The 24,839-nt window shown below is 34.5% G+C and carries 29 protein-coding genes and 1 pseudogene; 29 read left to right on the top strand and 1 reads right to left on the bottom strand.

Going from position 1 to position 24,839, the window contains the following annotated elements:
* From IDG65_RS06420 to sea, 27 genes and pseudogenes are all read left to right on the top strand, one after another.
* Positions 1–151, top strand: a pseudogene (locus IDG65_RS06420) (DUF1381 domain-containing protein); the annotation flags it as partial.
* 24 nt (positions 152–175) lie between these two features.
* Positions 176–412 carry a DUF7366 family protein gene (locus tag IDG65_RS06415; RefSeq protein WP_000483477.1) on the top strand — a complete coding sequence of 79 codons (237 nt, stop codon included), beginning with the start codon at positions 176–178 and terminating at the stop codon, positions 410–412.
* Positions 405–554, top strand: a complete 150-nt coding sequence (gene rinB / locus IDG65_RS06410) for a transcriptional activator RinB (RefSeq protein WP_206174054.1) — start codon at positions 405–407, stop codon at positions 552–554. Before IDG65_RS06415 ends, rinB begins: the two co-directional genes overlap by 8 nt.
* Positions 554–754, top strand: a complete 201-nt coding sequence (locus IDG65_RS06405) for a DUF1514 family protein (protein WP_000265041.1) — start codon at positions 554–556, stop codon at positions 752–754. Before rinB ends, IDG65_RS06405 begins: the two co-directional genes overlap by 1 nt.
* A 22-nt stretch (positions 755–776) precedes the next feature.
* Complete coding sequence (locus IDG65_RS06400; RefSeq protein ID WP_000282748.1) at positions 777–1,247, top strand: hypothetical protein; 471 nt, start codon at positions 777–779, stop codon at positions 1,245–1,247.
* 114 nt (positions 1,248–1,361) lie between these two features.
* Positions 1,362–1,814, top strand: a complete 453-nt coding sequence (locus IDG65_RS06395) for a nucleoside triphosphate pyrophosphohydrolase family protein (protein WP_000406191.1) — start codon at positions 1,362–1,364, stop codon at positions 1,812–1,814.
* A 15-nt stretch (positions 1,815–1,829) separates the two neighbouring features.
* A complete protein-coding gene (locus tag IDG65_RS06390; RefSeq protein ID WP_000817289.1) occupies positions 1,830–2,174 on the top strand; it encodes an HNH endonuclease in 345 nt (114 codons plus the stop codon).
* A 128-nt stretch (positions 2,175–2,302) separates the two neighbouring features.
* A complete protein-coding gene (locus tag IDG65_RS06385) occupies positions 2,303–2,773 on the top strand; it encodes a phage terminase small subunit P27 family (RefSeq protein ID WP_000919024.1) in 471 nt (156 codons plus the stop codon).
* Positions 2,773–4,467: a terminase large subunit gene (locus IDG65_RS06380; RefSeq protein ID WP_000568450.1), complete on the top strand. Its 1,695-nt coding sequence runs from the start codon at positions 2,773–2,775 to the stop codon at positions 4,465–4,467. The genes IDG65_RS06385 and IDG65_RS06380 overlap by 1 nt, the downstream gene beginning before the upstream one ends.
* Before the next feature lie 219 nt (positions 4,468–4,686).
* Positions 4,687–5,937, top strand: coding sequence for a phage portal protein (locus IDG65_RS06375; RefSeq protein WP_000511073.1), 1,251 nt, complete (start codon positions 4,687–4,689; stop codon positions 5,935–5,937).
* Positions 5,930–6,514: an HK97 family phage prohead protease gene (locus IDG65_RS06370; protein ID WP_206174052.1), complete on the top strand. Its 585-nt coding sequence runs from the start codon at positions 5,930–5,932 to the stop codon at positions 6,512–6,514. The genes IDG65_RS06375 and IDG65_RS06370 overlap by 8 nt, the downstream gene beginning before the upstream one ends.
* An 87-nt stretch (positions 6,515–6,601) precedes the next feature.
* Complete coding sequence (locus tag IDG65_RS06365; RefSeq protein ID WP_000849950.1) at positions 6,602–7,849, top strand: phage major capsid protein; 1,248 nt, start codon at positions 6,602–6,604, stop codon at positions 7,847–7,849.
* Between the two features lie 35 nt (positions 7,850–7,884).
* A complete protein-coding gene (locus IDG65_RS06360; protein WP_001252099.1) occupies positions 7,885–8,043 on the top strand; it encodes a hypothetical protein in 159 nt (52 codons plus the stop codon).
* An 8-nt stretch (positions 8,044–8,051) separates the two neighbouring features.
* Complete coding sequence (locus IDG65_RS06355) at positions 8,052–8,384, top strand: head-tail connector protein (protein ID WP_001177483.1); 333 nt, start codon at positions 8,052–8,054, stop codon at positions 8,382–8,384.
* Positions 8,371–8,706: a phage head completion protein gene (locus IDG65_RS06350; RefSeq protein ID WP_000975314.1), complete on the top strand. Its 336-nt coding sequence runs from the start codon at positions 8,371–8,373 to the stop codon at positions 8,704–8,706. Before IDG65_RS06355 ends, IDG65_RS06350 begins: the two co-directional genes overlap by 14 nt.
* Positions 8,706–9,083 carry an HK97-gp10 family putative phage morphogenesis protein gene (locus IDG65_RS06345; RefSeq protein WP_000501244.1) on the top strand — a complete coding sequence of 126 codons (378 nt, stop codon included), beginning with the start codon at positions 8,706–8,708 and terminating at the stop codon, positions 9,081–9,083. The genes IDG65_RS06350 and IDG65_RS06345 overlap by 1 nt, the downstream gene beginning before the upstream one ends.
* Positions 9,080–9,460, top strand: a complete 381-nt coding sequence (locus IDG65_RS06340; protein WP_000611452.1) for a hypothetical protein — start codon at positions 9,080–9,082, stop codon at positions 9,458–9,460. Before IDG65_RS06345 ends, IDG65_RS06340 begins: the two co-directional genes overlap by 4 nt.
* Entirely contained in the window at positions 9,461–10,414 is a 954-nt protein-coding gene (locus IDG65_RS06335) for a major tail protein (protein ID WP_000570652.1), read from the top strand.
* A gap of 64 nt (positions 10,415–10,478) precedes the next feature.
* A complete protein-coding gene (gene gpG, locus IDG65_RS06330; protein ID WP_000442601.1) occupies positions 10,479–10,925 on the top strand; it encodes a phage tail assembly chaperone G in 447 nt (148 codons plus the stop codon).
* A 59-nt stretch (positions 10,926–10,984) separates the two neighbouring features.
* Positions 10,985–11,107, top strand: coding sequence for a phage tail assembly chaperone GT (gene gpGT, locus IDG65_RS06325; protein ID WP_000570353.1), 123 nt, complete (start codon positions 10,985–10,987; stop codon positions 11,105–11,107).
* Between the two features lie 55 nt (positions 11,108–11,162).
* Positions 11,163–15,815, top strand: a complete 4,653-nt coding sequence (locus IDG65_RS06320; RefSeq protein ID WP_206174050.1) for a phage tail tape measure protein — start codon at positions 11,163–11,165, stop codon at positions 15,813–15,815.
* On the top strand, positions 15,815–17,305 hold the full coding sequence (locus IDG65_RS06315) for a phage distal tail protein (protein WP_001154327.1): 1,491 nt from the start codon (positions 15,815–15,817) through the stop codon (positions 17,303–17,305). The genes IDG65_RS06320 and IDG65_RS06315 overlap by 1 nt, the downstream gene beginning before the upstream one ends.
* 15 nt (positions 17,306–17,320) lie before the next feature.
* Positions 17,321–21,106 carry a phage tail spike protein gene (locus IDG65_RS06310; RefSeq protein ID WP_206174047.1) on the top strand — a complete coding sequence of 1,262 codons (3,786 nt, stop codon included), beginning with the start codon at positions 17,321–17,323 and terminating at the stop codon, positions 21,104–21,106.
* Positions 21,096–21,248, top strand: coding sequence for a hypothetical protein (locus IDG65_RS06305; RefSeq protein ID WP_001153681.1), 153 nt, complete (start codon positions 21,096–21,098; stop codon positions 21,246–21,248). The genes IDG65_RS06310 and IDG65_RS06305 overlap by 11 nt, the downstream gene beginning before the upstream one ends.
* Positions 21,249–21,294: 46 nt before the next feature.
* The gene (locus tag IDG65_RS06300; protein ID WP_001040259.1) at positions 21,295–21,582 is read left to right on the top strand and encodes a hypothetical protein; all 288 of its coding nucleotides are present in this window, start codon (positions 21,295–21,297) and stop codon (positions 21,580–21,582) included.
* A gap of 55 nt (positions 21,583–21,637) precedes the next feature.
* Positions 21,638–22,012, top strand: coding sequence for a hypothetical protein (locus IDG65_RS06295; protein WP_000340977.1), 375 nt, complete (start codon positions 21,638–21,640; stop codon positions 22,010–22,012).
* A gap of 420 nt (positions 22,013–22,432) precedes the next feature.
* On the top strand, positions 22,433–23,206 hold the full coding sequence (gene sea / locus IDG65_RS06290) for a staphylococcal enterotoxin type A (RefSeq protein ID WP_000750406.1): 774 nt from the start codon (positions 22,433–22,435) through the stop codon (positions 23,204–23,206).
* A gap of 186 nt (positions 23,207–23,392) precedes the next feature.
* Here sea and IDG65_RS06285 read toward each other — a convergent pair whose 3' ends face one another.
* The gene (locus tag IDG65_RS06285; protein WP_206174045.1) at positions 23,393–23,482 is read right to left on the bottom strand and encodes a hypothetical protein; all 90 of its coding nucleotides are present in this window, start codon (positions 23,480–23,482) and stop codon (positions 23,393–23,395) included.
* A gap of 51 nt (positions 23,483–23,533) precedes the next feature.
* Here IDG65_RS06285 and IDG65_RS06280 point away from each other — a divergent pair, with 51 nt between their 5' ends.
* Both IDG65_RS06280 and IDG65_RS06275 read left to right on the top strand, forming a co-directional pair.
* A complete protein-coding gene (locus IDG65_RS06280) occupies positions 23,534–23,788 on the top strand; it encodes a phage holin (protein WP_000611512.1) in 255 nt (84 codons plus the stop codon).
* 11 nt (positions 23,789–23,799) lie between these two features.
* A complete protein-coding gene (locus tag IDG65_RS06275; protein ID WP_086096979.1) occupies positions 23,800–24,555 on the top strand; it encodes a CHAP domain-containing protein in 756 nt (251 codons plus the stop codon).
* Positions 24,556–24,839 lie beyond the last annotated feature (284 nt).

Genomic DNA, 24,839 nt, shown 5'->3' with positions numbered 1-24,839 from the left:
TACAGTTGTTGAGGCAGAGAGTAAAGAAGAAGCGAAAGAGAAATATGAGTCACAAAATACACCTATTGTTTACTACACTAATAATTCTAAAGTGACCTTATTCGAAAGACCTAGTGAAGAAGTATTAGGTTCTTTGTTCGAAAAGAAATAAAATCATTAAAGAGGGGAGATAATAATGTTTAATACACCTAAAATGAAATTACCAGAAAAGCACACCGAGGTATTTAAGACGTATAAAAATGGAACGCCAGAAGAAAAAGCTGAGATTGAAGGCTGTTTTATTAAAACTGTTAAAGATGAAGATAGTGAATTTTACAGCCCTATGTTAGCCAGTCTAAATGAACAACAGTTAAAGAGTATGTTGAGACAGGTACTTTTTTTGATTGATACAGGAGATGACAATGATGATTAAACAAATATTAAGACTAATATTCTTACTAGCAATGTATGAGCTAGGTAAGTATGTAACGGAGCAATTATATATTATGATGACGGCTAATGATGATGTAGAGGTGCCGAGTGATTACGTCTTTCGAGCGGAGGTAAGTGAGTGATGTGGATTACTATGACTATTGTATTTGCTATATTGCTATTAGTTTGTATCAGTATTAATAGTGATCGTGCAAGAGAGATACAAGCACTCAGATATATGAATGATTATCTACTTGATGAAGTAGTTAAAACTAAAGGATACAACGGGTTAGAAGAATACAGGATTGAATTGAAGCGAATGAATAACGATATTAAAAAGTAATTTATATTATCGGAGGTATTGCATGTATAACAGGAAAGAAATACGTGAAATGATAGATAACTACAAGTGGATGAAGAACATAATAGACAGTAAAGTCTACGATAACGAAAGTACATCAATTGCACAATATGGTTATCAATCTGCGATGCCAAAAGCTAAAGGCACGACTAGCAATAAAGTGTTAGTGAAAGTTATAAACAAAAACAAAGCGCTTAGAAAGTACGATTACTTGATTAAGAAGATAGCGTTCATTGATGAATATGAAGAATACATCACGAATGAAAAAGATTATCATATTTTACAAATGTTAAAACAACGAGAAAGCCATAATAGGATCATGAGCATTCTTGATATAGGCAGAGACAATTTTTATTCTAGAGTAAAAGATATAGTAAATATACTTTATAACTTGCAACAAGAAACCGACAGTTCGGACACATCGTACAGTTCGGACACATCGTACAGTTCGGACACATCGTACAGTTCGGACTAATTTTGATGCTACATATTGTTTTTTATTATAATTGCTGTGTAGCAAAACATTTATATTTCTTTTGAACTCTCACATTAAGTGAGGGTTTTTATTTTTATAAACAAGAGGTGGAGAATGGAGATATCAAAGTACCAAGAGATAGCTACACGTACACACAATGATGAATTGAATTTAAATGAATCTATTACTTGTTACGGCTTAGGTTTAACTCAATCTACAGGCAATGTTACAGATCTAATTAAACAGCATATGTTTTGTAATGTACCGATAGATAAAGGAATTATGATAAATGAACTTAGCGAAGCATTGTGGAATATAGCTAATCTTACTAACGTGTTAGGTATTAACTTGGATGAGATAGCTGGTCATAGTGTTAACACTATCTTGATGAATAAACCTAATCAGACTATCAATTTAGACAATGGTATAAAACAAGGAGACAAAGTATTGTTTCAAGGTAGTAAGTATCTTGTTGATGGATCGATAGGAAACTTATTGTTAATTAGCAATGATAAAGATGATAGACAAGTAACTGTGCAAGATGTTAAGAAAGTCGACAAGGAGTGATGTGCATTGTCTATTATGAAGCGATGTGGTCATCCAACATGTAATGTATTGATTAATCATAATGAAAGTTATTGTGATAAACACAAGCAATATGCAAATGAAAATTACAATGATTTGAGACGTCGAAACGATCCAGAGTATTTAAGATTTTATAAATCGAAAACGTGGCAAAACATGCGTCGAATTGTATTGTTAGAACATGATTTTATTTGTGTTTCTTGTGGCAATCAAGCGACTATGGTTGACCATATTGTACCAACAAAAATTGATTGGGCAAGAAGATTAGACAAAAGTAATTTACAGCCTTTGTGTGATGCTTGCCATAACCAAAAGACAAAAGAAGATTTGAAGAAATATTAAAAAAGATAAAAATAGGAAGCCCCCCCAAAGATGAAACGGGCGTCAATGAAAGGTTCTGGAGAACGGAGCAGAGTTTTCTTCTCAAAAAATTCCCTTTATTTAAGTTTTTTAGTAGGAGGTGCTAATTTATGGCGGGTAGACCTAAGAAGCTTTTGTCAAATTCGAACAAGAATTATACAAAAGAAGAAATTATTGAAAAAGAGCGTCAAGAAGCTCAATTAAATAAATTTTCTAAAATCGATACTGAACCACCGCACTTTTTAGATGAAATAGCGAAACAAGAATACTTAAGAATATTACCACACATGCAAGAATTGCCAATTTCAAACTTAGATAAAGCACAGCTGGCACAATATTGTAGTTTTTACAGTGATTTTGTTAAAGCAAGTTTGATTTTAGAGCAGGAAAGTTTGATGTTAGAAGATGACAGAGGAAATCAAAAGGTTAATCCAGCGTTTAACATTAAAGAAAAAGCGGGCATTCGCATGCAACAAACAGCTAATACTTTAGGATTAACAATTGATAGTCGATTACGAATTATGGTTCCTGAAGAAAAGGAAAATGACGATCCATACATGAAATTTGCGAGTGATGACTAATGATAGATTACGTTACTCAATATGCAAAAAAGGTGGTTTCGGGTGAAATATTAGCCAGTCAGAAAAACATTCAAGTCTGTAAACGTCACCTTTCTTTTATAGAGAACCCGCCAATTGGTTGCCATTGGGATAATCGTTTATCTAACAAAGCAATAGAATTTGTCGAAATGCTACCAGACCCTAAAACAAACGAACCTATGCCACTTATGGAATTTCAAAAATTCATTGTGGGAAGTCTGTACGGTTGGCGTAGAGGTCAATACAGAATGTTTACTAAAGCTTATATAAGTATGGCTAGAAAACAAGGTAAATCCTTAATCGTGTCTGGTATGTCTGTTAATGAATTGCTGTTTGGACAATATCCTAAATTCAATAGACAGATCTATGTAGCTTCATCAACCTATAAACAAGCGCAAACAATATTCAAGATGGCAAGTCAACAAGTAAACTTAATGCGAAGTAAAAGTAAGTTTATCCGTGAAAAAACAGATGTAAGAAAGACGGACATTGAAGATATTTTAAGCAGCTCAGTGTTTGCGCCTTTGTCTAATAATCCAGATGCAGTTGATGGTAAAGATCCTACAGTTGCTATTTTGGACGAATTGGCAAGTATGCCTGATGATGAGATGTACTCAAGGTTTAAAACAGGTATGACATTACAAAAAAATCCTTTAACCCTACTGGTTTCAACGGCCGGAGACAATTTAAATAGTCAAATGTACCAAGAGTATAAGTATATTAAACGTATTTTAAATGAAGAAGTAAGAGCTGATAATTACTTTGTATATTGTGCTGAAATGGATTCACAAGAAGAGGTACAAGATGAAACGAAATGGATTAAAGCAATGCCGCTTTTAGAATCAAAAGAACACAGAAAAACAATACTTCAAAACATCAAGTCTGATATACAAGATGAATTAGAAAAAGGCACATCGTATCATAAGATTTTGATTAAAAACTTCAATTTATGGCAAGCACAAAGGGAAGATAGCTTGCTAGATATTGAAGATTGGGAACAAGCCACAACAAATATGCCTAATATCAATGGTAAAGATGTGTATATAGGGGTCGATTTATCGAGGCTAGACGACTTAACGTCTGTAGGGTTTATTTTTCCAAACGATAACAAAAAAGTATTTTTACATAGCCATTCTTTCATTGGGTTAAGAACGAACTTAGAACAAAAAGCGAAAAGAGACAAAATAAATTATGATTTAGTGATTGAACGTGGTGAAGCAGACGTTACACGCTCAGACAGCGGCATGATTGATTACAAACAAGTTATCGACTTTATTATGGATTTTATAACGACGCATGATTTGAATGTAAAAGCGGTTTGTTATGACCCGTGGAATGCGCAAAGTTTCATAACAACAATTGAATCTATGGCTTTAGATTGGCCACTTATTGAAGTTGGACAGAGTTTCAAGGCATTATCACAATCCATTAAAGAATTTAGAATGTGGGTTGCAGATAAACGGATACAACATAACGACAATACGTTACTTACAACATCAGTTAATAATGCTGTTTTGATTCGTGATGGAGAGGACAATGTAAAAATAAACAAAAAAATGAATCGTCAAAAAATAGATCCAATCATTTCGATTATCACAGCTTTCACAGAAGCTAGGATGCACGAATTTCAAGAGAATTGGGCAGAAATCTATGAAAGCGAAGAATTCGGTTTTTAAAGGTGGTGACAAAATGGACTTGAATAAAATAAATGTATTTTTTAATTTGTTGGTTGCTAATTTGGTTAGCATCCTTTTTTTATTAGGTTTATTTGTGATTAACATTTCTGTGTATAAGACTTTCGGTCAAAACATGGGATTATTATGCACTGGAATAACGTTGATTGTTATTTCGTTAATTTTAAATCATGAAAGCAATCAAGAAAGGAGGTAGTAATTGTGGGTATTTTTTATAGAAGTGAAAAACGAGACTTGCAATACAACGAAGATGATTTGCAAATGATGGTTCAAACGTTGCCGGGTTTTCAAGGAACAAAACTACGTGAATATAAAGATGTAGAAGCAATTAAACATAGTGATATCTTTACTGCAGTCATGATGATTGCTTCGGATTTAGCGCGTATGCCAATAAGGTTAACTGTGAACGGTCAAATTGATTATAGTGACAGAGTTATTAATTTGTTGAATACACGCCCTAATCCAATGTATAACGGCTATATATTTAAATTAGTTGTGTTTGCCAGCGCTTTGTTAACATCACATGGTTATGTTGAAATTACACGAGATAAAATAGGGAAACCTATGAATTTAACATTCAGAAAGACATCAGAGATTGAATTGAAATCAGACGCAAGAGGTCGACTGTATTATTTTCATCAAAGGATAGACAGTAAGGGAAATATTATAGAACGCAATGTTAAGTTCGAGGATATGCTAGACATTAAGTTCTATTCATTGGACGGTATAAATGGTTTGTCACTGTTAGATACGTTAAGTCGCACAATAGAGTCGGATAACAACGGCAAAGATTTCCTTAATAATTTCTTGCGAAACGGTACACATGCTGGTGGTATTTTGAAAATGAAAGGCGTATTAGATAACAAAAAAGCAAGAGAACGTGCTAGAGAAGAATTTCACAAAACATTTAGTGGAACTAAACAAGCTGGAAAAGTTGTAGTACTGGATGAATCAATGACGTTTGACCAATTAGAAGTTGATACAGAAGTTTTAAAGCTTATTAGAGAAAACAAATCATCAACAAGAGAAATAGCAGGTGTATTTGGTATTCCGTTGCATAAATTTGGTATAGAAACAGCGAACATGAGTATCACGGATGCTAATTTAGATTACTTATCAACTTTAAAACCTTATATTACTTGCGTTTGTGCAGAATTGAATTTTAAGTTTAATGATGAATATGTGAATCGTGAATTTAAATTTGATACCACTGAAATACGAGTTGTTGATGAAAAAACTCAAGCTGAAATCGACAAAATTAACATTGATTCTGGAAAGATGAATATCGATGAAATTAGACAACGTGATGGATTAGCGCCAATACCAGGCGGTAATGGTAGCATTCACAGAGTCGATTTAAACCATGTAAATATTGAACTTGTAGATGAGTATCAGATGAATAAATCGAGAGCTACTGATAAAAAATTGAAAGGTGGTGAGGAAAATGAGTAAGGAAACGAGAGTTGGCAACATTATTGAGGTACGCTCAAATGATAACAACGAAATGGTGATAGAGGGGTATGCGTTAAAGTTTGACACTTGGTCTGAAAATCTTGGTGGATTCAAAGAAACGATTTCACGTCGCGCTTTAGAAAACACTGATTTATCTGATGTACGTTGTTTAGTAGATCATATCCCATCGCAAATAATTGGTAGGACAAAATCGGGTACTTTGGAGCTCGAAACTGATGATGTTGGACTTAAATATCGTTGTAAGTTACCAAACACAACATTTGCACGTGATTTATATGAGAACATGCGTGTAGGCAACATCAATCAATGTTCGTTTGGTTTTATGCTTGACGATAAAGGCGATGAAGTGCGTTTTGATGAACAAGAAAACATTTACAAACGTACTTTAACAGCAATTCGTGAACTTACAGATGTTTCTGTAGTGACTTATCCGGCTTACAAAGACACTGATGTTAAACCAGCATTACATAGTATTGAAACCGTTAAAAAAGAACAACGTAAAAAAGAATTAGAAATAAGACTAAAGAAACACTCTATATTAAATAATATTTGGTGAAGTTGAACACCATTATCAAATACAGCCATTGGACATGCTGAATATAGCGATGTCTATTTTTTTATGCCAATTTTAGGAGGAAATTAAATGAAAACAAAAGAAGAGTTACAATCTGAGATTTCAGACATTAAAAGACAAATTGATTTAAAGGTGAAGTATGCAACGAGAGCACTTAATAACGATGAGTTAGAAAAAGCAGAAAAATTAGAACAAGAAATTACTGATTTACGTTCTCAAATCCAAGAAAAACAAGAAGAATTAGATAAGCTAAAAGAAAAAGATGGAACTTCAGAAAACAATCAACAATCAGTGGAAGTAAACGAAGCACGTACTTATCGAAACCAAGCAAACATTAATGATTTAGGTATTTCGATTCAAAACACAAAGGTAACATCACAAGAAGTTAGAGATTTTACTGAATATCTTGAAACACGCAATGATATTCAAGGTGGTTCGTTAAAAACAGACTCAGGATTTGTAGTTATTCCAGAGGAAATTGTTACAGATATTTTAAAATTAAAAGAGGTTGAGTTTAATCTTGATAAGTATGTGACGGTCAAACGTGTTACAAATGGTTCTGGTAAATATCCGGTAGTACGACAATCAGAAGTTGCAGCCCTTGAAAAAGTTGAAGAATTAGAAGAAAACCCTGAATTAGCAGTTAAACCATTCTTCCAATTAGCATATGACATTAATACACACCGTGGTTACTTCCGAATTTCACGTGAAGCAATCGAAGATGCAAAAGTGAATGTTTTGCAAGAATTGAAACTATGGATGGCGCGAACTATTGCAGCAACACGAAACAAAGCAATTATTGATGTTATCACTAAAGGATCAACGGGTTCTACAAGTTCAGGTTTTGAAAAAGAAGGTAAGAAATTAGAAGTTAAAAAAGCAAAATCTTTAGATGATATTAAAGATGCTATTAACCTGAATGTTAAGCCAAATTACGAACATAATGTTGCGATTGTTTCGCAAACTATGTTTGCAAAATTAGACAAAATGAAAGATAAGCTAGGAAACTATTTAATCCAGCCAGATGTTAAAGAAAAAACGCAACAGCGTTTATTAGGAGCTAAAATCGAAATTTTACCTGATGAAGTACTAGGGCAAAAAGGTAATAACACTTTGATTATCGGTAACTTAAAAGATGCGATTGTTTTATTTGACCGCTCTCAATACCAAGCATCATGGACTGACTACATGCATTTTGGAGAATGTTTAATGATTGCTGTACGTCAAGACTGTAGAATTCTAGATTATAAATCAGCAATTGTGATTGAATATGATGATAGTGAACGCGGTGAAGGCGATCTTGGCTTAGAAGCATAATAAGCGCTCGATACTTTATAAAGAGGTGATAAACTATGGCAATGTATGAAGTGAAGAAATCTTATACTGACTTGGAAAAAGGCCAGTATTTAAAGTCAGGTAAACGTGTTGAAATGACAGTAAAACGTGCTGAATATGTTAACAAAAAGCTGAAAGAGCATGGAGTAATACTTGAAAGAGTAAAAGAAGAATAGGTGATTGAATGCAATTAACAGCTGAGGAACTTAAGTTATTAAAAAAGCATTGCAAAATAGATCACAATTCAGAGGACGACTTATTAGAAATATATTACTCTTGGGCATTCCATGAAATAGCTAGCGCTGTTACGGATGAACCAAGTAAATATATTGATTGGTTTAAAAGTCATCCTCTATTTGCTCGTGCTATATACCCTTTAGCAAGTTACTATTTTGAAAACCGTATTGCTTATTTGGATAGGGATTTATCGCTTGCGCCACATATGGTTTTAAGTACGGTGCATAAATTGAGAGGTTCATTTGAGCAATTTTTGGAGAGTGAAAATGATGAAATTTAATTCCAATAAATTAAATGAACGTATAGATTTTTGTGAAGATGTAAGCGAGAGAGTGAACGGAAATCCGATGAAACCGAAGACGAAAATATTATACTCTTGTTTCGCTTGCATTCAAGAATCTAAAGAATCCGACACTCAAACGAATCTCAATACAGGTAGCAAATTCATTAAAACTATTATTATCAGAGATACACGAGGTGATTATAAACCAACAAATAAGCATTACGTCTTGCATGAAGGGCAAAGATTTAACATCAAATATGTAAAGCCAGATTATCAAGATAAATCTTATTTGCGTATCTATGGCGAGGTGGTCATTTAATGGGGGCAAGAATTGAAAGTAATAACATCGAACAAGGTTTGAAAAATGCAGTTTTAAAAATGAATTTAAATAGTAATGTAATTGTCAAAGCTGGGGCTATGTCATTAGTCCCGCTTTTAAAAAGTAATACACCTTTTGCGAATACTAAAAAGCATGCTCGCGATCACATAGCTGTTTCTAATGTGAAAACAGACAGACACACAAGTGAGAAAATTGTTACAATTGGTTACGCTAAAGGCGTCTCACATCGTATTCATGCAACAGAATTTGGAACAATGTACCAAAAACCACAATTGTTTATAACAAAAACAGAAAAGCAAGGGAAAAACAAAGTTTTAAAAACAATGCTTGATACTGCTAAGAGGTTGCAAAAATGATTAATGTTACCAAATTAATTAGAAACGCTATTATTGCAAATAACATTACAGATGAAGTGAATGTGTTTAACTACACTATAGATGACCATTTTCACGAAAAAACTGACAAGCCTATTATTCGTATATATCCCTTACCGTTCAATCCTGACACATACGCTGATGATAACGAGATTTCAAGAGAATACCATTACCAAATTGATGTTTGGTGGTCTCAAGATGAACCGAACGAGCAAGCAGAAAAAATTGTTGAGTTACTCAAAGTGATAAATTTTCAATGTTATTACAGAGAACCGTTATACGAGAGTGACGTCATGTCATTCAGACATATTATAAGAGCAAAAGGCTCGATTTTATCAATGAAATTGGAGGAAAATTAAATGATTGAAAAATTGAAACAAGCACCAAGATTTTTAAAATTAAACTTACAACATTTTGCAGATACAGGAGTTTCGGGTATCGCAATTGGGGTATCAAACTTTTATTATGCACCTATTTTAAAAGATACAGAAAATGAATGGGAAACTGGAGCTGGCACACGTATTCGTTTCTTAAAAGAAATTGAAGTAGACCGTCCACAAGATACCGAGGAAGATTATGGGGATGATATGGTCGCAGCAACTGCTGTATCTAATGGTAAACTAAGTGTTAAGACAACATTTGTTACTGTTCCTGCTGACGATAAGGCGTTCTTGAATGGCGCTAAAAAAGGTGTAGGTGGTTATAAATATGGAGCTAAGGATATCCCGCCAGATGTAGCGATTGTATTTGAAAGACGTAATCATGATGAGTCTTCAGAATGGGTTGGCTTGTTCAAAGGTAAATTCACTCGTTCAAGCATCAAAGGGCAAACAAAACAAGATAAAGTTGAATTCCAGAATGACGACGTAGAAGGCAATTTTATTGATCGTTTGTTTGATGAGAGCTCGCATGTTACTGGCTATGATAAAAAAGGAAGCACTACAGGGCGCGATTATGTATTCATGGAAACATTTGGTAAAACTTATGATGAATTCATGTCTAGTCGAGGAGAACAAAATATGGAACCTGTAGAAAAAGAAATGAAAAAAACAGAAAAAGTTGAAGTCACTTCTGTAAACGTCACTGATGAACAAGTTACAGTTAAAGTTGATGCTACTAAACAACTATCAGCCACAACCGAACCATCTGGACAGAAAGTAACTTATGCAGTGACTGAGGGGCAAACGTATGCTAGCGTAACATCAACTGGCCTCGTTAAAGGTTTGGCGGAAGGTAATGCGACCGTTACAGCGACTGCAGGAAAGCAAACTGATACTGTGCAAATTACAGTACAATCTAATTTAGAAATGTAAGTTTTGAGGGCTTAATGCCCTCTTTTTATTTTGGCCAAATTAAAAAGAAAGTAGGAATTTAATAATGGAACGTACATCAATTGAATTAATTACAGGATTTACAAAAACAGGAAAGCCGCAATATCAAAAGTATTTAGCGAAGCCGATTATTACTTTGTTTGAAACAATTCAAGGTTCAAAATTAGGTTTGAAACTTAACAAAGCCTTTAAGGGGGCTGATTTTAAAGATCTAACAGAAGAAGAATTTAATAACTTAAGTGTGACAGAACAGGAAGAATACAAAAACAAGCAAGAAGAATACGAAAACAACATGGCTGTACAAATGGAAGTATTAGAAGAAGTTTTGGATTTCATCGTTGAAGCTTTTGATAATCAATTTACCAGTATAGAACTTCAAAAAGGATTACCAAATGGTCAAGAAGGTATTGAAAAGATTGGACAGTTAATTGGACGAATTACAGGTGGGGAACCTAGCGATACAAAAAAGTTCGTGACAGAGAATCAGAAATAAGAAAAGAAGATTTAACACCTGAAGCTGTCTACAACAATTACAGGAAAATAGCTAAAGATTTGATAGAAAAGGGCATGGATGCAGAAAAAGTGGCTAACATGCCGATACACTTCTTTTTAGACATTGTCGAATCGAAGATTGAAACAAAGCGAACTGCGAAAAGTTTTAAAGATATTTTTTAATCAGCCTTTAAAGGTTGATTTTTTATTTACATCTTGGAAGAAAGGAGGTTTTTAAATGCCTAATCCTATAGGTAATATGGTCATAAAGGTTGATTTAGATGGTTCTGGATTCAATAGAGGTGTGACAGGTTTAAATAGGCAAATGAAAATGGTTTCGCGTGAGCTTTCGGCTAATTTATCACAATTTTCTAGATATGATAATTCATTAGAAAAGTCGAAGATAAAAGTCGAAGGTTTGAGTAAAAAACAAAAAGTTCAAGCCCAGATTACTAAAGAGCTGAAAGATAGTTATGACAAACTTAGTAAAGAAACTGGTGAAAACAGTGCAAAGACACAAGCTGCGGCTGCTAAATACAATGAAGCTTACGCTAAATTAAACCAATATGAGCGAGAGTTAAACCAAGCCACACAAGAATTAAAAGACATGCAAAGAGAGCAGAAAGCATTAAATACTGCAATGGGAAAACTTGGTACCAACTTTAATAATTTTGGTCCTAAACTTCAAGAAATTGGTAACAGTATGAAAAATGTAGGCCGTAACATGACTATGTATGTAACTGCGCCGGTGGTTGCTGGGTTTGCTGTAGCAGCTAAAAAAGGTATTGAATTCGATGACAGTATGAGAAAAGTTAAAGCAACTTCAGGTGCTACTGGGGAAGAGTTTGAAGCTTTGAAGAAAAAGGCTCGCGAAATGGGTGCAACAACAAAATTTAGTGCATCAGATTCGGCTGAAGCATTAAATTACATGGCACTTGCTGGTTGGGATTCTAAGCAAATGATGGAAGGTTTAAGCGGAGTTATGGATTTAGCGGCAGCATCTGGCGAAGAACTGGGAGCAGTAAGTGACATTGTTACAGATGGACTAACGGCATTTGGTTTAAAAGCAAAGGATAGTGGTCATTTAGCGGACGTTTTAGCACAAACTAGCTCGAAGGCAAATACGGATGTCAGAGGACTCGGAGAAGCTTTTAAATATGTCGCTCCTGTAGCAGGTGCGTTAGGTTACACGATTGAAGATACATCTATTGCGATAGGTTTAATGAGTAATGCTGGTATCAAAGGTGAAAAAGCAGGTACAGCGTTACGAACAATGTTCACCAATCTTTCAAGTCCAACTAGAGCTATGGGGAATGAAATGGAACGCTTAGGAATATCTATTACAGATAGTAATGGGAAAATGATTCCTATGCGAAAGCTTTTAGACCAACTGAGGGAAAAATTTAAACATCTTTCAAAAGACCAACAAGCTAGTTCTGCAGCTACAATATTTGGTAAAGAAGCGATGTCAGGAGCATTAGCGATTATAAATGCTTCTGATGAAGACTATCAAAAGTTAACCAAATCTATAGATTCATCTACCGGCGCATCTAAAAGAATGGCCGATACAATGGAATCTGGTTTAGGTGGGAAATTAAGAACTTTAAGGTCGCAATTAGAAGAACTAGCCTTAACGATTTATGACAGAATAGAACCAGCACTAAAGATTATAGTAAGTGCTTTTAGCAAAGTAGTGACATGGGTTACTAAATTACCAACGTCAATTCAATTAGCGGTTGTTGGGTTTGGATTATTTGTAGCAGTTTTAGGTCCTTTAGTTTTTATGTTCGGTTTATTTATCAGCGTGATGGGGAATGCAATGACAGTTTTAGGACCCTTGTTAATAAACGTTAATAAAGCTAGTGGTTTATTCGCGTTTTTAAGAACTAAAATCGCATCACTTGTTAAACTATTTCCGATTTTAGGTGTGTCGATATCAAGTTTAACGTTACCTATAACATTAATTGTAGGTGCATTAGTTGGTATTGGCATAGCTTTCTATCAAGCTTATAAACGTTCAGAAACTTTTAGAAATATTGTAAATCAGGCAATCTCTGGTGTAGCAAACGCATTTAAAGCAGCTAAACTAGCGTTACAAGGTTTCTTTGATTTATTCAAAGGTGATAGTAAAGGCGCGGTTACCCTAGAGAAGATATTTCCACCCGAAACTGTAGCAGGAATACAAAATGTAGTTAATACGATTAGAACAACTTTCTTTAAAGTAGTTGATGCAATCGTTGGTTTCGCCAAAGAGATAGGCGCTCAATTAGCCTCTTTCTGGAAAGAGAACGGCTCAGAAATAACACAAGCTTTGCAAAATATAGCTGGTTTCATTAAAGCAACCTTTGAATTTATTTTTAACTTTATTATTAAACCAATCATGTTTGCGATTTGGCAAGTGATGCAATTTATTTGGCCGGCGGTTAAAGCTTTGATTGTCAGCACTTGGGAAAATATCAAAGGTGTAATACAAGGGGCTATTAATATTATTTTGGGTATTATCAAAGTGTTCTCTAGTCTTTTCACAGGAAACTGGCGAGGCGTTTGGGACGGCATTGTAATGATACTGAAAGGTACTGTGCAGTTAATTTGGAATTTAATACAACTGTGGTTTGTAGGTAAGATTCTAGGTGTTGTTAGATACTTTGGTGGATTGCTTAAAGGTTTAATATCCGGTATCTGGGGTGTTATCAAAGGTATTTTCACAAAATCATTATCTGCAATTTGGAATGCAACGAAAAGTATTTTTGGTTTCTTATACAATAGTGTTAAATCTATTTTCACTAATATGAAAAACTGGTTATCTAGTACGTGGAATAATATCAAAAGCAATACCGTCGGCAAGGCTCATTCGTTATTTACGGGTGTAAGGTCTAAATTCACAAGTTTATGGAATGCGACGAAAGATATATTTACTAAATTAAGAAATTGGATGTCAAACATCTGGAACTCTATTAAAGATAACACGGTAGGTATAGCTGGTCGTTTGTGGGATAAAGTACGTAATATCTTCGGAAACATGCGTGACGGTTTAAAATCTATCATTGGTAAAATTAAAGATCATATCGGCGGTATGGTAGATGCTATTAAAAAAGGACTTAATAAATTAATTGAAGGCTTAAACTGGGTCGGTGGTAAGTTAGGTATGGATGAAATACCTAGGTTACACACTGGTACAGAGCACACACATACTACTACAAGATTAGTTAAGAACGGTAAGATTGCACGTGATACATTCGCTACAGTTGGGGATAAAGGACGTGGAAATGGTCCAAATGGTTTTAGAAATGAAATGATTGAATTCCCTAATGGTAAACGTGTAATCACACCTAATACAGACACTACTGCTTATTTACCTAAAGGCTCAAAAGTATACAACGGTGCACAAACTTATTCAATGTTAAACGGAACGCTTCCGAGATTTCATTTCGGTACTACTATGTGGAAAGATATTAAATCTAGTGCATCATCGGCATTTAACTGGACAAAAGATCAAATAGGTAAAGGTACAAAGTGGCTTGGCGATAAAGTTGGTGATGTCATGGACTTTATCGATAATCCAGGCAAACTTTTAAATTATGTACTTCAAGCGTTTGGAGTTGATTTCAGTTCTCTAACTAAAGGTATGGGTATTGCTGGCGATATAACAAAAGCTGCATGGTCTAAGATTAAGAAAAGTGCAATCAAGTGGCTTGAGGATGCTTTCGCAGAGTCGGGTGATGGCGGTGTATTAGATATGAGTAAATTACGTTACTTATACGGTCACACTGCTGCTTATACACGAGAAACCGGACGCCCATTCCATGAAGGTCTGGATTTTGATTACATTTACGAACCTGTTCCATCAACCATTAATGGTAGAGCACAAGTTATGCCTTTTCATAATGGTGGTTATGGAAAATGGGTGAAAATTGTAAAGGGCGCCTTAGAAGTTATTTATGCACATTTATCTAAATATAAAGTTAAAACTGGTCAACAAGTTAGGGTCGGACAGACTGTTGGTATATCGGGGAATACGGGGTTTAGTACAGGACCTCACTTACATTATGAGATGCGTTGGAATGGAAGACATAGAGACCCGTTACCGTGGTTAAGAAAGAATAATGGGGGCGGCAAAAGTACACCCGGTGGTAATGGTGCAGCTAATGCTAGACGAGCTATTAAGGCTGCTCAAAATATTTTAGGAGGAAGGTATAAGGCGAGTTGGATTACTAACGAGATGATGCGTGTTGCGAGTCGTGAATCCAATTATACAGCTAATGCAGTCAATAATTGGGATAGCAACGCAAGAGCTGGTATACCTTCAAGAGGTATGTTCCAAATGATAGATCCTTCATTTAGAGCGTACGCAAAGTCGGGTTACAATAATCCTCTCAACCCAACTCATCAAGCTATATCGGCTATGAGATATATTGTGGGTAAATGGGTACCAAGAACAGGCTCATGGAGAGCTGCGTTCAAACGCGCTGGTGATTACGCATATGCTACTGGTGGCAAAGTCTATAACGGATTGTATCACTTAGGGGAAGAAGGATATCCAGAGTGGATAATACCTACTGATCCAAGTAGAGCGAACGAAGCACACAAATTATTAGCTTTAGCTGCTAACGATATTGATAACCGCTCTAAAAATAAGCGACCAAACAACTTACCAAATCCAAGTATAAGTAATAGTGATACAAACTATATTCATACATTGGAGAATAAACTGGATGCGGTTATTAATTGTTTGGTTAGTTTGGTTGAGTCTAATCAAGTTATTGCAGATAAGGATTACGAACCAGTTATTAATAAGTATGTGTTTGAAGATGAGGTAAATAATTCTATCGATAAACGAGAGCGTCACGAATCTACAAGAGTTAGATTTAGAAGAGGAGGCACGATAATCTAATGCAAGATACAATTCAAATAGACAATAAAACAATTGGATGGCTGGTTGTGCAAAGAGGGTTCGAGATACCCTCTTTTAATTTTGTTACTGAAAAAGAAAACGTAAAAGGTAGAGCGGGATCTATTGTTAAGAATCGTTATTTAAATGATATCGAATTTGATTTACCATTAATTATTCGAAACGAAAAATTGTCACCAGGTGGAGAAAAAACACACGATGATATATTAGAAGCATTGGTCAAGTTCTTCAATATTAAAGATTTAACACCTAAAAAACTTAAATTCAAATCTCAAAACTGGTATTGGTTTGCATATTTTGATGGTCCATTAAAATTACCGAAAAACCCAAGAGGTTCAGTGAAGTTCACTATAAAAGTAGTGTTAACAGATCCTTATAAATACTCGGTAACTGGAAACAAAAACACCGCGATTTCAGACCAAGTTTCAGTTGTAAATAGTGGGACTGCTGACACTCCTTTAATTGTTGAAGCCCGAGCAATTAAACCATCTAGTTACTTTATGATTACTAAAAATGATGAAGATTATTTTATGGTTGGTGATGATGAGGTAACCAAAGAAGTTAAGGATTACATGCCTCCTGTTTATCATAGTGAGTTTCGTGATTTCAAAGGTTGGACTAAGATGATTACTGAAGATATTCCAAGTAATGACTTAGGTGGTAAGGTCGGCGGTGACTTTGTGATATCCAATCTTGGCGAAGGATATAAAGCAACTAATTTTCCTGATGCAAAAGGTTGGGTTGGTGCTGGCACGAAACGAGGGCTCCCTAAAGCGATGACAGATTTTCAAATTACCTATAAATGTATTGTTGAACAAAAAGGTAAAGGTGCCGGAAGAACAGCACAACATATTTATGATAGTGATGGTAAGTTACTTGCTTCTATTGGTTATGAAAATAAATATCATGATAGAAAAATAGGACATATTGTTGTTACGTTGTATAACCAAAAAGGAGACCCCAAAAAGATATACGACTATCAGAATAAACCGATAATGTATAACTTGGACAGAATCGTTGTTTATATGCGGCTCAGAAGAGTAGGTAATAAATTTTCTATTAAAACTTGGAAATTTGATCACATTAAAGACCCAGATAGACGTAAACCTATTGATATGGATGAGAAAGAGTGGATAGATGGCGGTAAGTTTTATCAGCGTCCAGCTTCTATCATAGCTATCTATAGTGCGAAGTATAACGGTTATAAGTGGATGGAGATGAATGGATTAGGTTCATTCAATACGGAGATTCTACCGAAACCGAAAGGCGCAAGGGATGTCATTATACAAAAAGGTGATTTAGTGAAAATAGATATGCAAGCAAAAAGTGTTGTCATCAATGAGGAACCAATGTTGAGCGAGAAATCGTTTGGAAGTAATTATTTCAATGTTGATTCTGGGTACAGTGAATTAATCATACAACCTGAAAACGTCTTTGATACGACGGTTAAATGGCAAGATAGATATTTATAGAAAGGAGATGAGAGTGTGATACATGTTTTAGATTTTAACGACAAGATTATAGATTTCCTTTCTACTGATGACCCTTCCTTAGTTAGAGCGATTCATAAACGTAATGTTAATGACAATTCAGAAATGCTTGAACTGCTCATATCATCAGAAAGAGCTGAAAAGTTCCGTGAACGACATCGTGTTATTATAAGGGATTCAAACAAACAATGGCGTGAATTTATTATTAACTGGGTTCAAGATACGATGGACGGCTACACAGAGATAGAATGTATAGCGTCTTATCTTGCTGATATAACAACAGCTAAACCGTATGCACCAGGCAAATTTGAGAAAAAGACAACTTCAGAAGCATTGAAAGATGTGTTGAGCGATACAGGTTGGGAAGTTTCTGAACAAACCGAATACGATGGCTTACGTACTACGTCATGGACTTCCTATCAAACTAGATATGAAGTTTTAAAGCAATTATGTACAACCTATAAAATGGTATTGGATTTTTATATAGAGCTTAGTTCTAATACCGTCAAAGGTAGATATGTGGTACTCAAAAAGAAAAACAGCTTATTCAAAGGTAAAGAAATTGAGTATGGTAAAGATTTGGTTGGGTTAACTAGGAAGATTGATATGTCAGAAATCAAAACAGCATTAATTGCTGTGGGACCCGAAAATGACAAAGGAAAGCGTTTAGAGTTAGTTGTGACTGATGACGAAGCACAAAGTCAATTCAACTTACCTACCCGTTATATTTGGGGAATATACGAACCTCAATCAGATGATCAAAATATGAATGAAACACGGTTGCGTTCTTTAGCCAAAACAGAGTTAAATAAACGTAAGTCGGCAGTTATGTCATATGAGATTACTTCTACTGATTTGGAAGTTACGTATCCGCACGAGATTATATCAATTGGTGATACAGTCAGAGTAAAACATAGAGATTTTAACCCGCCATTGTATGTAGAGGCAGAAGTTATTGCCGAAGAATATAACATAATTTCAGAAAATAGCACATATACATTCGGTCAACCTAAAGAGTTCAAAGAATCAGAATTACGAGAAGAGTTTAACAAGCGATTGAACATAATACATCAAAAGTTAAACGATAATATTAGCAATATCAACACTATAGTTAAAGATGTTGTAGATGGTGAATTAGAATACTTTGAACACAAAATACACAAAAGTGATACACCGCCAGAAAATCCAGTCAATGATATGCTTTGGTATGATACAAGTAACCCTGATGTTGCTGTCTTGCGTAGATATTGGAATGGTCGATGGATTGAAGCAACACCAAATGATGTTGAAAAATTAGGTGGTATAACAAGAGAGAAAGCGCTATTCAGTGAATTAAACAATATTTTTATTAATTTATCTATACAACACGCTAGTCTTTTGTCAGAAGCTACAGAATTACTGAATAGCGAGTACTTAGTAGATAATGATTTGAAAGCGGACTTACAAGCAAGTTTAGACGCTGTGATTGATGTTTATAATCAAATTAAAAATAATTTAGAATCTATGACACCCGAAACTGCAACGATTGGTCGGTTGGTAGATACACAAGCTTTATTTCTTGAGTATAGAAAGAAATTACAAGATGTTTATACAGATGTAGAAGATGTCAAAATCGCCATTTCAGATAGATTTAAATTATTACAGTCACAATACACTGATGAAAAATATAAAGAAGCGTTGGAAATAATAGCAACAAAATTTGGTTTAACGGTGAATGAAGATTTGCAGTTAGTCGGAGAACCTAATGTTGTTAAATCAGCTATTGAAGCAGCTAGAGAATCCACAAAAGAACAATTACGTGACTATGTAAAAACATCGGACTATAAAACAGACAAAGACGGTATTGTTGAACGTTTAGATACTGCTGAAGCTGAGAGAACGACTTTAAAAGGTGAAATCAAAGATAAAGTTACGTTAAACGAATATCGAAACGGATTGGAAGAACAAAAACAATATACTGATGACCAGTTAAGTGATTTGTCCAATAATCCTGAGATTAAAGCAAGTATTGAACAAGCAAATCAAGAAGCGCAAGAAGCTTTAAAATCATACATTGATGCTCAAGATGATCTTAAAGAGAAGGAATCGCAAGCGTATGCTGATGGTAAAATTTCGGAAGAAGAGCAACGCGCTATACAAGATGCTCAAGCTAAACTTGAAGAGGCAAAACAAAACGCAGAACTAAAGGCTAGAAACGCTGAAAAGAAAGCTAATGCTTATACAGACAACAAGGTCAAAGAAAGCACAGATGCACAGAGGAGAACACTGACTCGCTATGGTTCTCAAATTATACAAAATGGTAAGGAAATCAAATTAAGAACTACTAAAGAAGAGTTTAATGCAACCAATCGTACACTTTCAAATATATTAAACGAGATTGTCCAAAACGTTACAGATGGAACAACAATCAGATATGATGATAACGGAGTGGCTCAAGCTTTAAATGTGGGGCCACGTGGTATTAGATTAAATGCTGATAAAATTGATATTAACGGTAATAGAGAAATAAACCTTCTTATCCAAAATATGCGAGATAAAGTAGATAAAACCGATATTGTCAACAGCCTTAATTTATCAAGAGAGGGTCTTGATATCAATGTTAATAGAATTGGAATTAAAGGCGGTAACAATAACAGATATGTTCAAATACAGAATGATTCTATTGAACTAGGTGGTATTGTGCAACGTACTTGGAGAGGGAAACGTTCAACAGACGATATTTTTACGCGACTGAAAGACGGTCACCTAAGATTTAGAAATAACACCGCTGGCGGTTCACTTTATATGTCACATTTTGGTATTTCGACTTATATTGATGGTGAAGGTGAAGACGGTGGTTCATCTGGTACGATTCAATGGTGGGATAAAACTTACAGTGATAGTGGCATGAATGGTATAACAATCAATTCCTATGGTGGTGTCGTTGCACTAACGTCAGATAATAATCGGGTTGTTCTGGAGTCTTACGCTTCATCGAATATCAAAAGCAAACAGGCACCGGTGTATTTATATCCAAACACAGACAAAGTGCCTGGATTAAACCGATTTGCATTCACGCTGTCTAATGCAGATAATGCTTATTCGAGTGACGGTTATATTATGTTTGGTTCTGATGAGAACTATGATTACGGTGCGGGTATCAGGTTTTCTAAAGAAAGAAATAAAGGTCTTGTTCAAATTGTTAATGGACGATATGCAACAGGTGGAGATACAACAATCGAAGCAGGGTATGGCAAATTTAATATGCTGAAACGACGTGATGGTAATAGGTATATTCATATACAGAGTACAGACCTACTGTCTGTAGGTTCAGATGATGCAGGAGATAGGATAGCTTCTAACTCAATTTATAGACGTACTTATTCGGCCGCAGCTAATTTGCATATTACTTCTGCTGGCACAATTGGGCGTTCGACATCAGCGCGTAAATACAAGTTATCTATCGAAAATCAATATAACGATAGAGATGAACAACTGGAACATTCAAAAGCTATTCTTAACTTACCTATTAGAACGTGGTTTGATAAAGCTGAGTCTGAAATTTTAGCTAGAGAGCTGAGAGAAGATAGAAAATTATCGGAAGACACCTATAAACTTGATAGATACGTAGGTTTGATTGCTGAAGAGGTGGAGAATTTAGGATTAAAAGAGTTTGTCACGTATGATGACAAAGGAGAAATTGAAGGTATAGCGTATGATCGTCTATGGATTCATCTTATCCCTGTTATCAAAGAACAACAACTAAGAATCAAGAAATTGGAGGAGTCAAAGAATGCAGGATAACAAACAAGGATTACAAGCTAATCCTGAATATACAATTCATTATTTATCACAGGAAATTATGAGGTTAACACAAGAAAACGCGATGTTAAAAGCGTATATACAAGAAAATAAAGAAAATCAACAATGTGCTGAGGAAGAGTAATCCTTAGCACTATTTTTATACAAAAATTTAAGGAGGTCATTTAATTATGGCAAAAGAAATTATCAACAATACAGAAAGGTTTATTTTAGTACAAATCGACAAAGAAGGTACAGAACGTGTAGTATATCAAGATTTCACAGGAAGTTTTACAACTTCTGAAATGGTTAACCATGCTCAAGATTTTAAATCTGAAGAAAACGCTAAGAAAATTGCGGAGACGTTAAATTTGTTATATCAATTAACTAACAAAAAACAACGTGTGAAAGTAGTGAAAGAAGTTGTGGATAGAACTGACTTGTCATCTGATAAAACAGTTGATAGCGAAACAATGTAGCTATACTAAGCTATGAGCATTACGCTCATAGCTTTCTTAGAAAGTAGGTGTAGTTTTGGATGATATTCAGAAAATAAAAAAAGAGCTTTCTGAATTAGTTGAACGTGTGGATGATGTTGAAATACTAGCAAATGAAACAGCTGATCATGTGCTTGAACTTAGAGAGGAACATAAGCAACATCATAATGAACTAAGAGAATCTCATAAAGAACTTAAAGATAAGCAAGATAAAGTTGTAGATGAGAATTTAGAGCAAACAAAGATATTAAACAGAATTGAAGAAAGATATCAAACGCAAGTAGATGTTGCGCAAAAAAACGAAGAAAAGACACTCGCCCAAAATAAATGGCTCGTAGGTGCCATATGGGCGCTTGTAACAATTGTTATGATTGCAGTCATTACTGCATCAATTACTGCGTTATTACCTTAAGGGAGGTGGACAAAATGAGTTGGGCAAGATGGTTGTCATGTTATTTGTATGGTCGTAAATGTAAATAATGTTTTTGGTCAGTGCTTCGGCACTGGCTTTTTATTTTGATTGAAAAGAGTTACGTACATTGTATTACACAGCTCAAAAGACAGGAAGCATACTGCAAGTGAAGTTGGGAAGTGTTGTCAATACCAAGTAAGTAAGATATCTGAAATGTATAATAGAGTAAAAATGAAATCTTTTTATTATATTATAGACAAGTATAAAAAAGGTATAGTAATATATGTATGTATAAGTAAATAATGATAATTCTATAATTATTGTATATAACTAATAATTACTTCGACAAAAATAATCTATTATCCAAATATTTTAGATAATAAAAAGTTTGTATGGAATTATGCTTTAGAGGTGAGCAAAATGAAAAAAACAGCATTTATACTACTTTTATTCATTGCCCTAACGTGGACAACAAGTCCACTTGTAAATGGTAGCGAGAAAAGCGAAGAAATAAATGAAAAAGATTTGCGAAAAAAGTCTGAATTGCAGGGAGCAGCTTTAGGCAATCTTAAACAAATCTATTATTACAATGAAAAAGCTAAAACTGAAAATAAAGAGAGTCACGATCAATTTTTACAGCATACTATATTGTTTAAAGGCTTTTTTACAAATCATTCATGGTATAACGATTTATTAGTAGATTTTGATTCAAAGGATATTGTTGATAAATATAAAGGGAAAAAAGTAGACTTATATGGTGCTTATTATGGTTATCAATGTGCGGGTGGTACACCAAACAAAACAGCTTGCATGTATGGTGGTGTAACGTTACATGATAATAATCGATTGACCGAAGAGAAAAAAGTGCCAATCAATTTATGGCTAGACGGTAAACAAAATACAGTACCTTTGGAAACGGTTAAAACGAATAAGAAAAATGTAACTGTTCAGGAGTTGGATCTTCAAGCAAGACGTTATTTACAGGAAAAATATAATTTATATAACTCTGATGTTTTTGATGGGAAGGTTCAGAGGGGATTAATCGTGTTTCATACTTCTACAGAACCTTCGGTTAATTACGATTTATTTGGTGCTCAAGGACAGAATTCAAATACACTATTAAGAATATATAGAGATAATAAAACGATTAACTCTGAAAACATGCATATTGATATATATTTATATACAAGTTAAACATGGTAGTTTTGAACACGTAATGTTCAGATTATTATGAACCGAGAATAATCTGAAAGTTTACAAGCAGTAAAAAAAGTATATGTGCTATAATATGCTTTGAGCAAGTTGGATAGATGGTGGCTATCTGAGTATAAGGAGGTGGTGCCTATGGTGGCATTACTGAAATCTTTAGAAAGGAGACGCCTAATTTTTAACGGGCTCATTAGGGTAACATGTTTGCGTATGTTGCCCTTTTTCTATATATAAATTAACACACCATAATATAAATATCAAATAGACGGCTTATTAGTCGTCTTTTTATTTTGGATAAAAGGAGATAAGAATATGATTAATTGGAAAATTAGAATGAAACAAAAATCATTTTGGGTAGCGATATTGTCAGCTATCTTTTTATTTGCTCAAAACATCGCCAAAGCTATTGGGTATGATATTCAAGTTTATACAGAGCAATTAACAGACGGTTTAAACGCTATATTAGGATTTTTAGTATTAACTGGTGTGATTCAAGACCCGACTACTAAAGGTATAGGTGATAGCCACCAAGCTTTAGAATATGAAGAACCAAGAAGAAAATACTAGGAGGTAAAATAATGAAAACATACAGTGAAGCAAGAGCAAGGTTACGTTGGTATCAAGGTAGATATATTGATTTTGACGGTTGGTATGGTTACCAATGTGCAGATTTAGCAGTTGATTACATTTATTGGTTGTTAGAAATTAGAATGTGGGGAAATGCAAAAGATGCAATCAATAACGATTTTAAAAACATGGCAACAGTATATGAAAACACATCATCGTTTGTTCCACAAATAGGTGATGTGGCTGTATTTACCAAAGGAATATATAAACAATACGGTCATATTGGTTTAGTGTTTAATGGTGGTAATACAAATCAATTTTTAATTTTGGAACAGAACTATGACGGTAACGCAAATACGCCTGCAAAGTTACGTTGGGATAATTATTACGGCTGTACTCACTTTATTAGACCTAAGTATAAAAGTGAGGGCTTAATGAATAAGATCACAAATAAAGTTAAACCACCTGCTCAAAAAGCAGTCGGTAAATCTGCAAGTAAAATAACAGTTGGAAGTAAAGCGCCTTATAACCTTAAATGGTCAAAAGGTGCTTATTTTAATGCGAAAATCGACGGCTTAGGTGCTACTTCAGCCACTAGATACGGTGATAATCGTACTAACTATAGATTCGATGTTGGACAGGCTGTATACGCGCCTGGAACATTAATATATGTGTTTGAAATTATAGATGGTTGGTGTCGCATTTATTGGAACAATCATAATGAGTGGATATGGCATGAGAGATTGATTGTGAAAGAAGTGTTTTAATATAATGTTTGCTTAAATGTTGTATTGTGATATAATAACATTATTCTTTAGATAACATTACTCTCAAGATTTAAATGTGCATAACAGGCAGGTACTTCGGTACTTGCCTATTTTTTTTATGTTATAATTACATGCGTATATAGTAGGAGTGAACTATATAGCCCGGCAGAGGCCATGTATCTGACTGTTGGTCCCACAGGAGACATCTTCCTTGTCATCACTCGATACATATATCTTAACAACATAGAAATGTTACATTCGCTACAACCGTATCTTAATCGATA

Source organism: Staphylococcus sp. EG-SA-17, assembly GCF_017151845.1.
Lineage (GTDB): Bacteria > Bacillota > Bacilli > Staphylococcales > Staphylococcaceae > Staphylococcus > Staphylococcus aureus.
This window is presented reverse-complemented; position numbering and strand designations above follow the sequence as displayed.

Bases quoted from the DNA above. Each gene is read 5' to 3' on its own strand.
- IDG65_RS06405 (WP_000265041.1), top strand. From the start codon at position 554: ATGTGGATTACTATGACTATTGTATTTGCTATATTGCTATTAGTTTGT.
- IDG65_RS06275 (WP_086096979.1), top strand. From the start codon at position 23,800: ATGAAAACATACAGTGAAGCAAGAGCAAGGTTACGTTGGTATCAAGGT.
- IDG65_RS06335 (WP_000570652.1), top strand. From the start codon at position 9,461: ATGATTGAAAAATTGAAACAAGCACCAAGATTTTTAAAATTAAACTTA.
- IDG65_RS06350 (WP_000975314.1), top strand. From the start codon at position 8,371: ATGATGAAATTTAATTCCAATAAATTAAATGAACGTATAGATTTTTGT.
- IDG65_RS06400 (WP_000282748.1), top strand. From the start codon at position 777: ATGTATAACAGGAAAGAAATACGTGAAATGATAGATAACTACAAGTGG.
- IDG65_RS06365 (WP_000849950.1), top strand. From the start codon at position 6,602: ATGAAAACAAAAGAAGAGTTACAATCTGAGATTTCAGACATTAAAAGA.
- IDG65_RS06370 (WP_206174052.1), top strand. From the start codon at position 5,930: ATGAGTAAGGAAACGAGAGTTGGCAACATTATTGAGGTACGCTCAAAT.
- IDG65_RS06415 (WP_000483477.1), top strand. From the start codon at position 176: ATGTTTAATACACCTAAAATGAAATTACCAGAAAAGCACACCGAGGTA.
- IDG65_RS06320 (WP_206174050.1), top strand. From the start codon at position 11,163: ATGCCTAATCCTATAGGTAATATGGTCATAAAGGTTGATTTAGATGGT.
- IDG65_RS06280 (WP_000611512.1), top strand. From the start codon at position 23,534: ATGATTAATTGGAAAATTAGAATGAAACAAAAATCATTTTGGGTAGCG.
- IDG65_RS06390 (WP_000817289.1), top strand. From the start codon at position 1,830: ATGAAGCGATGTGGTCATCCAACATGTAATGTATTGATTAATCATAAT.
- rinB (WP_206174054.1), top strand. From the start codon at position 405: ATGATTAAACAAATATTAAGACTAATATTCTTACTAGCAATGTATGAG.
- sea (WP_000750406.1), top strand. From the start codon at position 22,433: ATGAAAAAAACAGCATTTATACTACTTTTATTCATTGCCCTAACGTGG.
- IDG65_RS06300 (WP_001040259.1), top strand. From the start codon at position 21,295: ATGGCAAAAGAAATTATCAACAATACAGAAAGGTTTATTTTAGTACAA.
- IDG65_RS06355 (WP_001177483.1), top strand. From the start codon at position 8,052: ATGCAATTAACAGCTGAGGAACTTAAGTTATTAAAAAAGCATTGCAAA.
- IDG65_RS06340 (WP_000611452.1), top strand. From the start codon at position 9,080: ATGATTAATGTTACCAAATTAATTAGAAACGCTATTATTGCAAATAAC.
- IDG65_RS06345 (WP_000501244.1), top strand. From the start codon at position 8,706: ATGGGGGCAAGAATTGAAAGTAATAACATCGAACAAGGTTTGAAAAAT.
- IDG65_RS06380 (WP_000568450.1), top strand. From the start codon at position 2,773: ATGATAGATTACGTTACTCAATATGCAAAAAAGGTGGTTTCGGGTGAA.
- IDG65_RS06395 (WP_000406191.1), top strand. From the start codon at position 1,362: ATGGAGATATCAAAGTACCAAGAGATAGCTACACGTACACACAATGAT.
- IDG65_RS06385 (WP_000919024.1), top strand. From the start codon at position 2,303: ATGGCGGGTAGACCTAAGAAGCTTTTGTCAAATTCGAACAAGAATTAT.
- gpG (WP_000442601.1), top strand. From the start codon at position 10,479: ATGGAACGTACATCAATTGAATTAATTACAGGATTTACAAAAACAGGA.
- IDG65_RS06305 (WP_001153681.1), top strand. From the start codon at position 21,096: ATGCAGGATAACAAACAAGGATTACAAGCTAATCCTGAATATACAATT.
- IDG65_RS06360 (WP_001252099.1), top strand. From the start codon at position 7,885: ATGGCAATGTATGAAGTGAAGAAATCTTATACTGACTTGGAAAAAGGC.
- IDG65_RS06315 (WP_001154327.1), top strand. From the start codon at position 15,815: ATGCAAGATACAATTCAAATAGACAATAAAACAATTGGATGGCTGGTT.